This window comes from Kitasatospora sp. NPDC001539, assembly GCF_040298565.1.
Lineage (GTDB): Bacteria > Actinomycetota > Actinomycetes > Streptomycetales > Streptomycetaceae > Kitasatospora.
In genome coordinates this window covers 26,178-36,653 of record NZ_JBEPAK010000040.1, presented here as the reverse complement: position 1 = coordinate 36,653, position 10,476 = coordinate 26,178, and the positions used below count along the sequence as shown (strand labels likewise).

The 10,476-nt window shown below is 76.3% G+C and carries 9 protein-coding genes; 3 read left to right on the top strand and 6 right to left on the bottom strand.

All coding sequences use genetic code 11. The features are described 5' to 3' along the window. Positions 1-11: 11 nt before the first annotated feature. From ABT247_RS09875 to ABT247_RS09860, 4 genes are all read right to left on the bottom strand, one after another. On the bottom strand, positions 12-833 hold the full coding sequence (locus ABT247_RS09875; protein WP_350740749.1) for a phytanoyl-CoA dioxygenase family protein: 822 nt from the start codon (positions 831-833) through the stop codon (positions 12-14). A 99-nt stretch (positions 834-932) separates the two neighbouring features. Beyond that, the gene (locus tag ABT247_RS09870; RefSeq protein WP_350740747.1) at positions 933-1,502 is read right to left on the bottom strand and encodes a DUF3291 domain-containing protein; all 570 of its coding nucleotides are present in this window, start codon (positions 1,500-1,502) and stop codon (positions 933-935) included. Positions 1,503-1,533: 31 nt separating this feature from the next. Further along, entirely contained in the window at positions 1,534-2,292 is a 759-nt protein-coding gene (locus tag ABT247_RS09865; RefSeq protein WP_350740745.1) for a helix-turn-helix transcriptional regulator, read from the bottom strand. Between the two features lie 425 nt (positions 2,293-2,717). Continuing rightward, on the bottom strand, positions 2,718-4,331 hold the full coding sequence (locus ABT247_RS09860; protein WP_350740743.1) for an ATP-binding protein: 1,614 nt from the start codon (positions 4,329-4,331) through the stop codon (positions 2,718-2,720). Between the two features lie 272 nt (positions 4,332-4,603). Between ABT247_RS09860 and ABT247_RS09855 the strand changes: the two genes are divergently transcribed. After that, on the top strand, positions 4,604-5,836 hold the full coding sequence (locus tag ABT247_RS09855) for a trypsin-like serine peptidase (RefSeq protein WP_350740741.1): 1,233 nt from the start codon (positions 4,604-4,606) through the stop codon (positions 5,834-5,836). Between the two features lie 174 nt (positions 5,837-6,010). Then, positions 6,011-7,156, top strand: coding sequence for an NADH:flavin oxidoreductase (locus ABT247_RS09850; RefSeq protein ID WP_350740739.1), 1,146 nt, complete (start codon positions 6,011-6,013; stop codon positions 7,154-7,156). A gap of 101 nt (positions 7,157-7,257) precedes the next feature. Here ABT247_RS09850 and ABT247_RS09845 read toward each other — a convergent pair whose 3' ends face one another. Then, positions 7,258-7,893, bottom strand: a complete 636-nt coding sequence (locus ABT247_RS09845) for a dihydrofolate reductase family protein (RefSeq protein ID WP_350740737.1) — start codon at positions 7,891-7,893, stop codon at positions 7,258-7,260. 517 nt (positions 7,894-8,410) lie between these two features. Between ABT247_RS09845 and ABT247_RS09840 the strand changes: the two genes are divergently transcribed. Continuing rightward, entirely contained in the window at positions 8,411-8,962 is a 552-nt protein-coding gene (locus ABT247_RS09840) for a YceI family protein (protein WP_350740735.1), read from the top strand. A 123-nt stretch (positions 8,963-9,085) separates the two neighbouring features. Here the strand turns inward: ABT247_RS09840 and ABT247_RS09835 are convergent, their stop codons facing one another. Further along, on the bottom strand, positions 9,086-10,447 hold the full coding sequence (locus tag ABT247_RS09835) for an MFS transporter (protein WP_350740758.1): 1,362 nt from the start codon (positions 10,445-10,447) through the stop codon (positions 9,086-9,088). Between the last annotated feature and the right edge of the window lie 29 nt (positions 10,448-10,476).

Below are 10,476 nucleotides of genomic sequence, written 5' to 3'. Positions count from 1 at the left end.
GGCGCCGGCGGTCACCACCAGTACACCCCCAGGCCCGGGCCGGCGTGGCCGGCCGGGGCGGGGGTGTCCTGCCCCAGGCCCCGGCGGATCGCGATCTCCACGGGCGAGTACGCTCCGTCGGCCCGCTCCAGTTCGTACGGCGCGGCCGGCAGCAGCGGCGGCTGGGCCATGAAGCGCGGCCGGACCCCGTGGTGCGGTTGCGCGGCGTGCACCAGGAACGGGTGGCACAGGAAGACGTCGCCCGGAGAACCGGTGGCGAGGGCGAGTGGCCGGTGCTCGGACGCCGCCACCACGTCGGGCGCGAGGGTCAGCACGCTCGCCCCGTCCTCGCCGTACTGCTCCAGCACCTTGGGCACGTCGAGGTGCGAACCCACCCTGATCCGGGTCGGGGCGTCCTCCTCGCCGACCTCGCTGAACAGGAACAGCATCAGCAGCGCCCGGCCCTGGGAGCGCAGGTTGGCGAAGTACCAGCTCTCGCCCTCCGGCAGGTAGCTCCCCTCGATGTGCCAGCCCGCGTCGGCCGGCTCCTCCTCGTGCGGGAAGCGCAGCGGGAACGTGCCAAGCGAGTAGCGCGGCTCCCAGCGTCCCGCGCCCACGAGCAGGTCGTACGCGTGGTGCAGGGACGGGGAGTTGGGTGCGGCGGCGAACGGGCCCTGCGCCATGCCGCCCACCCAGTGCACGGGCTGCGTCCACGTCGACGGGTCGTCCGGGTCGCAGTCCGTCTCCCGCCACAGCAGCCGCGCGCAGTCCGCGGCCACCCGCGGCGCAACGGCGCCCTCCAACTTCACGAAGCCGTCGCGCAGGAAACGGGAAACCAAGGTCGTGTCATCCATGCCCTCATCGTGCGGCGATGCCCGACCCGGCCACCCGACATTCCCCGCACCGTCTTTGTCGGGTGGCCGCGACCCTCCTCCAGCCCCGCCCGGTCGCCCCTAGACCGCCGTCGGATCCCCGGCCGGCACGGGCCGGGCCGGCGTGGGCCGGGCGCTGCGGGCGGCGTGCCCGGGCTGCGCCGGCGGCACGGCCGGAAGGTGCTGGGCGGCCTCGGCTGCGCTGTAGGAGGAGGTGAAGGTGAACGCGCGGGGGGAGGGTCCGTTCGCCCGCAGGTCCGCCAGCCGCTCCAGGGCCTCGTCGACGGTCGGGAGGTGCCCGGCGGGGACCCACCAGAGCACCAGGTGCGCCTCGACGTGCCGTTCGAACCATTCGCGGCGCCGCTGCATCGCCTCCAGGTGCCCGCTGCGGTAGGTGAAGTCCCACAGGGCTTCCGGGGTCTGCCACACCGACAGCGTGACGACGACGTTCTCGCCCGCCGGGCGCAGGCCGGTGGCGTCCGCCTCCCCCTCCCCCACGAGTCGCCACACGAAACCGGGCGCGGCGTCGGCGGTGGCGTTGACCGGGTCGAGCAACTCGACGAAGGGTGCGATGCGCGGGTCGTCCAGGGGGTAGCGGAGCGTGGCGACGTTGAGGTGGGCGAGGTGGGCGGCATGCGGGGATGCGGTCATGGCCTCATCCCAGCACGACCCCATTTCTATGTCAATGCTCGTTGTTTTTAGAACTCCCGACCTCGACCACCACGCAGCACTCCCCCGGTCGGGGGGCCATGCGGGCGCGGAGGGGGCCGTCCGCGCCGAGCAGCCCCTGCAACAGTGCGAGGTTCATGCCGCAGACCAGCGGCGGGAAGCGTTCGGCGACGGCGTGGAAGGGGCAGTTGCGCATCCGGACCACGCGCCCGGCGGGGCCGGACGACCCCTCAGGGCCCTCGGCACCTTCGGGGTATTCGAGGTCTTCGGGGTCTTCGGGGGCTTCGGGGGCTTCGGGGGCTTCGGGGGCATCCAGGTGGGGTTCGTAGCCGCGGGCGGCCAGCACCTCCACCGCCTCCTCGAGGCTTCCGCAGGGCGTCGCCGGGCCGCGCAGGGCCTCACCCCGGCGGCGCGCGGCCGCACGGAGGTCCGCGTCCAGCCCCGCCTGCTCGGTGGCCTCGGCGAGCAGTTCGGCGGCGGTGCGGTAGTCGCGGGCCGGCAGCGACACCTCCCGCTCGGCCCGCGCCCTGGTGTACACCTTGGCGGGACGCCCCGCCCCCGGCCCCGAACGGCCCGTCAGACGGCGGCTGCCGCTCTCCAGCAGCCCGACCTCGGCCAGCTTGTCCAGGTGGTGCGCGGCGAGCGTGCGCGCCACCCCGGCCGCCTCGGCGGCCTCGTTGCGGCCGACCTCACGGCCCTGCGCCGCCACGTACTCGTACAGGCGGCGCCGCACCGGATCCTGCAGGGCCGCGATCGCGTCGATGTCCTTCACCCGGCCATTCTAGGAACAACTCGGGTTGGAGATAGAAGCGCGAGGGCGCGGTCCGGCGGCTGCGCCCCTGGCCCGGCGGGCCGGGCCACCGACGGGCGGAGGGCCGCGCGGCGCGGGCCGGAGGCCGCGGCGAGGGTCGTCGTCCGCGGCCGGCTCCGGCAGCCTGGCCCGGGCTCTGTCGTGGACGGGCGCGTCACGTCGGCTCCGGCCGCGGCGGGCGGGTTCGTGCCCCCCCCCGGCTCGCGGCCTCGCGGCTGGGCGGGGGCGGGGGGAAAGGCGCTTCACGCTTCGCGGGTCGCACCGCCGGGCGCGTCCGGCGGGCCCGTTCCGTCCACGGGGGTCGGCCTGTCGCGTCCGCTCCCGCGCCGTGCTCGGCCGCGTGTCACGGCCGCCGCCCCGCGGGCCGGCCTCGCCGTTCCGCCTCCTCAGGGGGACGTGCGCGCCCGCCGGGCCATCACCTCGTCGGCGATGGCCAGGGCCCCGCCGGGGGCGATCTCCGCCAGGTCGTCGAAGACCATCGCCCAGCCGTCGAGGAAGACGGCGCGGGCGGCCAGCCTGCGGGCGCGGGCGGGATCCGGCGCATCCACCAGGGCGGCCAGTGCGCGAGCCCGCGTCCGGCGCAGGGGGATCGTGCGGGTGAGGTCCTCGGCCCGCTCGGGCTCGCCCTGCCGGGCCAGCGCGCCGACGACGTCGATGAGCGCCTCGCTCCGCCCCCAGCGGTCGGGGATCGCGGGCAGGAGGGCTTCGGCCCGGGCCGTCTCGCCGTGCCGGGCCAGCGCGCCGACGACGGCCATCAGGGCCCGGCTCCGCGCCCAGCGGTCCGCGAGGGCACGGGCCAGGGACTCGGCCCGGTCGGTGTCCCCGGACCGGGCCAGCGCCTCGACGATCTCGGCCTTCCGCGCCGCGCGCAGGTCGGGCTCGGCGATCAGGTCGGCGAGCGCCGTCGCCCGCTCGACCTCGCCGTGCCGGGCCAGCAGCAGGGTCACCGCCTCCCGCAGTTGGAGGCTGTCGAAGTCGGCGTCGCAGCGGAGCAGGCGCTCGGCCCGGTCGGCCAGGGCGAGGGCCACCTCCCGGTCGGCGGTCTCGGCGACCTCCTCCAGCAGCTCGGCCACGATCCTCGCGTCGAAGGTCGGGCGGGGCCGGGCGAGGATCGTCAGAGCCAGGGCCCCGGAGTCGTCGTCCCCCGCCCGCGACCCCGCCGCCTCGGCCGCGGCGGCCTCGGCGGCCTCGGCGGCCCGCGCGGCGGCGGTCCGGGTCAGGCTGCGCAGCACGGCGTCGAGCCGGTCGAGGTCGCCGCGGCGAGCCTCGGCGGCCAGCACCGCGACGAGGAATGCGCGCAGGCCGACGCCCTTGCGCGCCTCGGACCGCACGAGGTCCTCGATGCGGTCGGCGAACGTGCCGGCCAGGGCGTGGTCTCCCGCGGCGAGCGCGATCTCCATGGCCGTGAGCAGGGCGTGCCCCGTCTGCGTGCCGTCGCCCTCGCACTCGGCGGCGGCTCTGGCGGCGTAGCCGAGCGCGGCGCCGTGGTCACCGTCGTCCGCCACCGCCTTCGCCAGCTCCGCCCAGGCCCGCGGCCGGTTGTGCGGGTAGCGCACCGTCTCCACCAGGGCGGCGGCGTGCTCGCGTTCACCGGCGCGTGCCACCGCCGGGATGTGGGCGACCAGGGCGCAGTCCCGCAGCGAGCGGTCGGTCAGCGACTCGAGGAGTGCCCGCGCACCGTCCAGGTCACCGGCCTCGCCCGCCGCCCTCACCAGCCGGACGAGGTCCTCGTCGGGGCGGAACCGGCCCGCGCCCGAGCGGACCAGCTCGACCGCCCGGGCGAGGTGACCGGCCCGCACGAGCGCCACCGCCAGGCCCATGTCGACGCCTTGGTGGGCCTTCTGGTGCGCCGCCAGCCGCAGGACCGTCAGCAGGCAGGGCACGGACCCGCTGGGCAGCAGGCTCCGGTCGCCGCTGCTCGGCGGAGCCTGGCCGAAGCGCTGGTCCGAAGTCCTCGCCCCGTAGAGTTCCCGGCCCAACTGGGCCTGTCCCTTCGGCATCACGATCCCCCTCGCCGGCGGCCGTTGCCCGCACCGCGCGGGGCGGGCGCCGCCTGGGGCGACACGATAGTCCGGCGGTCGGACCGGCCGTGGCCGGAGGCTCGGCCGTGGCCGCGGGGGGCGACGCCCCGCCGCACGCCGACGGGACCTGGACGGCGGCAGTGGCGGGAGGGGGTGGCGGCGCGCGGGCCGGGGTGGCGGCGCGGGCCGGACGGCGGAGTGCACCGCGGTGGCACCCGGGAGGTGGCGGCCCCGGCCTCGATACTGCGAGCATGCCGACATTCCACGCCGGTGAGGTCGCCTCGATCACCTCGGTCACCTCGCCTCCGAAGGGGCCGCGAGCCGCCACGCGTGCCGCGGCCCTCGCATCCGCCCTGCTGCTCGGCGCCGGACTCACCCCGGCCGCCCCGCCCGCCTTCGCCGCGCCGCCTTCCGTCGCCGGCCCGGTCGCCCGCGCCGCGACGCCCGACCCGGACGACGCGGAAGACCCGGACAACCCGGACGACGCGGGCGCCGCGGGCGCTGCGGGCGACGCGAGCGCTGCGGGCGAAGCGGGCGCCGCGGGCGCTGCGGGCGAAGCGGGCGCCGCGGGCGAAGCGGGCGCTGCGGACGCCGAGCGGCTCAGCGCGTACTGGACCGCGGAGCGGATGGCGGCCGCGCTGCCCGGCGACACCGGACGCACCGCACCGGCCACGACAGCGGACGGCCCACGGCCCGGTGAGTTCGTCCCGGCGAGCACGAGCTTCGACGGCATCCCGCAGGCCGGCACGTTCTTCTGGACCGACGCCGGCGGCACGGGCCGTACCTGCAGCGGTTCCGTGGTGCGCAGCCCCGGTCGTGACCTGGTGCTGAGTGCGGCCCACTGCCTGGCGGGCTACGCCGGCCCGGCGCCGCGGCGGCACCTGGGGTTCGTTCCGCAGTACCACGACGGGCTCACGCCCTTCGGCGTCTTCCCGGTCCGGGACGACGGCGTCTACGTCTCGCGGGAGTACTACGACCGGGGTGTGCACGCCGGGGCCGCGTACGACTTCGCCTTCGCGGTGACCGGGCCCAACCGGGACGGACAGCGGGTCCAGGAGGCGGCCGGGGCGGTCGAGTTGCTCACCGGCTCCGGTTACTTCCACGCTCCGGTGCGGATGGTCGGGTACCCGAGCGGGGCGCGCAAGCCACTGGAGTGCCTGAGCCGGACCACCCCGTGGGTCAGTGACGATCCCGCGGATCCGGGCACCTTCGAGCGCATCGCGTGCGACGGCTTCGTGGGCGGGACCTCCGGCGGGCCCATGCTGGTGCCGTGGCCCGGCGGCTGGGCGGTCGTCGGGGTCGTCGGCGGCTACCACACCGGCGGCAACACCCCCCAGATCTCCTACAGCGCCGTCTTCGGGTCCGCCGTCCGGGCCCTGTACGAGGCCGCGGTCACCGGCGCGCGGCCGGCCGGGCCCCGGCTCCGGCCGGCCGTAGGGGTCCGGGCACCGCGCGCGGACGACCGCCCGGGCGGGGGCCGCTGACGGTCGGTGACGCGGGGGTGGGGCGCAGGCCGGTGGTGCCAGTGGCGGGGATCACAGCGGGATGCGCGTGGTCGGCGAAATGCGCGGGGCCGTCGAGGTGGTTGGCACGGGCAACCGTTCCCGTCCCGGCACGGCACCGTCACCGCACCCGTCCCCGTCCCCGTGAGGATTCCCATGACCGTCACCGAGCCCGCCGCAGCCGCCGAGGCCACCGCCTCCCGCACGGCCGAGATCCTGTCCCGGCCCGTCACGATCAACGGGCTGACCGTGCCCAACCGCATCGTGATGGCGCCGATGACCCGCAGGTTCTCCCCCGGCGGGGTGCCCGGCGAGGACGTGCGCTCCTACTACGCGCGCCGCGCCGCCGCGGGCGTCGGCCTGATCGTCACCGAGGGGACGTACGTCGGCCACGAGTCGGCCGGCCAGAGCGACGACGTCCCGCGCTTCCACGGCAAGGAGCAGCTGGCCGGCTGGGCCCGCGTCGCCGAGGACGTCCACGCGGCGGGCGGCACCATCGTGCCGCAGCTCTGGCACATCGGCATGGCGCGCAAGCAGGGCGACCCGCCGTTCGCCGACGCCCCCGCCGTCGGCCCCTCCGGCATCCGGCTGGACGGCACCGAGGGAACGGGACGGGCCATGACCGGGGCCGACATCGACGCCGTCATCGGCGCCTTCGCCCAGGCCGCCGCGGACGCCGAACGGATCGGCTTCGACGGCGTCGAGCTGCACGGCGCCCACGGCTACCTGCTCGACCAGTTCCTGTGGGCGGGCACCAACCGCCGCACCGACGCCTACGGGGGCGATCCCGTCGCCCGGACCAGGTTCACGGCCGAACTCGTCGCCGCGGTGCGCGAGGCCGTCTCCCCCGAGTTCCCGGTGATCTTCCGCTACTCGCAGTGGAAGTCGGAGAACTACGACGCCCGCCTCGCCGAGAGCCCCCAGGAGCTGGAGGCGATCCTCGCCCCGCTCGTCGAGGCCGGCGTCGACGCCTTCCACGCCTCGACCCGCCGCTACTGGGTGCCCGAGTTCGACGGCTCCGACCTCAACCTGGCCGGCTGGACCAGGAAGCTCACCGGCCGGCCCGCCATCACCGTCGGCTCGGTCGGCCTCGACGGCGACTTCGTCCGCGCCTTCGCGGGCGAGGGCGCCCCCGTCCAGGGCATCGACGACCTGCTCGAGCGGCTGGAGCGCGACGAGTTCGACCTGGTCGCCGTCGGCCGCGCCCTCCTCCAGGACCCGCAGTGGGCCGCCAAGGTCCTCGCCGGCCGCTTCGCCGACCTGCGGCCCTACGACGCCGCCGCGCTGCGCACCCTGAGCTGACCGGCGCCACCCGGGCCCCGGCCTTCCAGCAGGCCGGGGCCCGGGTGGTGGCACCGGGCGACATGGCGGGGCGGCAGTGCCGGCGCCGCGGCGAGGGGGCGTCAGTCGTCGTTGCCGAGGCCGCGGTCGGGTGCGCCCATGTCGCCCGTGCGGGGGGTGCCCTCGGCGAGCCCGTAGCGCAGGAACACCGTGCCCTGCGGGCCGGCCGCCGGCGGTTCGAGGAGGGTGAGGTTCGTGGGCACCGCGCCGCCGTCGAAGACCTTCTTCCCGACGCCCAGCGTGATCGGGTGCACCCAGAGGTCGAGGCGGTCGAAGAGCTTCTCCCGCAGGAGGGTCTGCACCAGGTTCAGGCTCCCGACGACCTTCACGTGCTCGTGCCGCTCGCGCAGCTCGCGCACCGCGCCGGCCAGGTCCGGGCCGAGCCGGGTGGAGCCGGCCCACGGCAGGTCGGGCGTGCCGCGGGAGGCCACGTACTTCGGGACGCGGTTGAAGAGTTCGGCGATCTCGCCGTCCTTCTGGTGCGGCCAGTAGGAGGCGAAGAGGTCGTAGGTGCGCCGGCCGAGCAGGAGGGCGTCCGTGCCCTCGTACGCGGCGAGGATCTGCGCCCCGGTGGCCTCGCTCATCAGGGGCGCCTGCCAGCCGCCGAACGGGAACCCCTCCGGGTCCTCGTCGGGGCCGCCGGGCGCCTGCCCGACGAGGTCGAGGGTCGCGAACAGTTCGATGTGGATGAGGCCCATGTCGATGCACTCCCGATGAGTCGGTCGTTCGGTCGTTCCGGTCGTTCCGGTCGTTGCGGTCGAGAGGTAGACCTGGCCGGGCCGGAGAACTCATCGCTGCGCCGGCACCCGGTTCTGCGGACCCAGCCGATTGCCGCGCCCGGTGTGCCGCCCGCCCGGGCCGAGGCCCCGCGCCGGAGCTCCCCGCTCACGGTAGATCACGGGCCGCGCCCGGGCCCGGTGGCTTGCCGGACCGGCGCCCGCAGGCGGGGCGCCGGCGGGGTCGGCGGGCGCGGTGCGGGCTGCGGCGGTGCGGGCTGCGGCGGTGCGGTCGGGCGCCGGGCCGGGGAGGTCCTGGCAGGCCCGTCCGGCGGTGTTCGGCGGTGGGCGAACGGCGCGGGGTCACCGGTCAGGGTGCACTCTGGCGTCGCCCTGTGGGTCCGACGGGGAGGGGGATCGGTTGCGCCCTAGCGTGAGCCGCAACACGCCGGGCGTACCGCCGCCCGGGATCCCGGTCTTTTCGGAGGGCCCCTCAACCATGACCGTCAGCCTCGCAGAGCTCACCGGGGACTACGTCCTCGACCCCGCCCACACCCGGATCGGCTTCGTCGCCCGCCACGCCATGGTGACCAAGGTCCGCGGTGCGTTCCACCAGTTCGAGGGCACCGCCCACCTCGACGGCAGCGACCCGGCCCGCTCCAGCGCCCACCTGGTCATCAAGACCGAGAGCATCGACACCGGCATCGAACAGCGCGACCAGCACCTGCGCACCAACGACTTCCTGGACGCCCCCACCTTCCCCGAGATCACCTTCCGCAGCACCTCGGTCGAGCCGCTCTCCGAGACCGAGTACCGCGTCACCGGCGACCTGACCATCAAGGACACCACCCGCCCGGTCACCATCGACGTCGAGTACACCGGCAACGCCGTCGACCCCTACGGCAACCTGCGGGTCGGCCTGGAGGGGTCGGTGACCATCTCCCGCAAGGACTTCGGCGTGACGTGGAACGCGGCCCTGGAGGGCGGCGGCGTGCTGGTCGGCGACAAGGTCGTCCTGGAGTTCGACGCCTCCGCGATCAAGCAGGGCTAGCCGCCGCGCCGCGCCCCGACCGGTCGTCGCACCCGGCCGCGGCGACCGGGACCGCAGGGTGCGGCCGCCGCGCACGGCGGTCGTGCCCGGGGCGCCGGGTGGGGCGGGGGCGGGCGCGCCGGTTCAGCGGGCGGCGGCCCGTTCCGGTTCCCGGGCGGCCGCGGCCGGGCCGGACCGGTGCGGCCGGCCGGCCACCGCGTTGAGCGCCGCGACGGCCAGGCCCAGGACGAGCGCGATCAGCCAGGCCCGCCGCTGGTCCAGGTGCGGGCCGGTGGCGGCGGAGGCGAGCACCGCCACGCCCAGGGTGTTGCCGAGCTGGCGGGAGGTGGTCGCGAGGGCGGAGGCCACGCCCGCCTGCTGCGGCGGCAGCCCGGTCACCGCGGTGTTGGTGATCGGCGGGTTGACCAGGCCGATCCCCAGCCCGACGGCGAGGTAGCCCGCGGCGTACGGCGGGTAGGCCTCGCCCCCGGCCGCCAGCGCGAGCAGTGCGGCGCCCAGCGCCAGCAGCAGCCCGGAGCCCACCAGGAGCCGGCGCGCCCCCACCCGGTGGATCAGCCGCCCGCTCAGCGGGGACACCACGGCGATCGCCAGCGTCGCCGGGAGCAGGGCGAGCCCGGTCTCCAGGGCGGAGGCGTGCCGCTGCTGCTGCCAGTACACGCTGGAGACGAACAGGAACCCGGCCAGGACCGCGAACACCAGCACCGCGCTGAGCGTGGCGGCGGTGAAGGTCGGGCGGCGCAGCAGCGCGAGCGGGAACACCGGGTGCGTACGGCGCCGTTCGACGGTCACGAACGCCGCGCCGGCGCCCAGCGCCAGCACCGCGCACACGACCGTGGTGGCGCCGCCGAACCCCTGGTGGGCGCCGTGGACGAGCAGTTCGGTGACGCCCGACACGGCGAGCGCGCCCAGGACCAGCCCGAGCGGGTCGAGCGGGCGGGCCGTGGCGCCCCTGGTCTCCGGCACCCGCACCGTTGCCGCGAGGACGAGGGCGACCACCGGCAGGTTCACCAGGAAGATCCACCGCCAGCCCAGGGCGTCGATCAGCGAGCCGCCGATCAGCGGGCCGACGGCCGCGGCCAGCCCGAAGATCCCCGCCCAGAAGCCGATGGCCCGGGCCCGGCGCACCGGGTCCTCGATCGCCGTGGTCAGCGTGGACAGCGCGTTGGGTCCGAGCATCGCGGCGCCGCAGCCCTGCAGGACGCGGACGGCGATCAGTTGGTCGGCGCTGCCGACGAGCGCGCAGCCGAGCGAGGCGGCCCCGAAGACCAGCAGGCCGGCGCGGAACATGGTGCGCCGCCCGAGGCGGTCCCCGAGTGCGCCGGCCAGGAGCAGCAGGACCGCGAGGGTCAGCGTGTAGGCGTCCACGATCCAGGCCGACTGCTGGGCATCGGCGGACAGTTCGGTGCGCAGGGCGGGCAGGGCGACGTTCACCGCGGTGGCGTCCAGGCTGGTGATGAACAGTGAGGCGCCGCAGACGGCGGTCAGTGCGGCCGGGCCCAGGGCGCGGCGCTCGG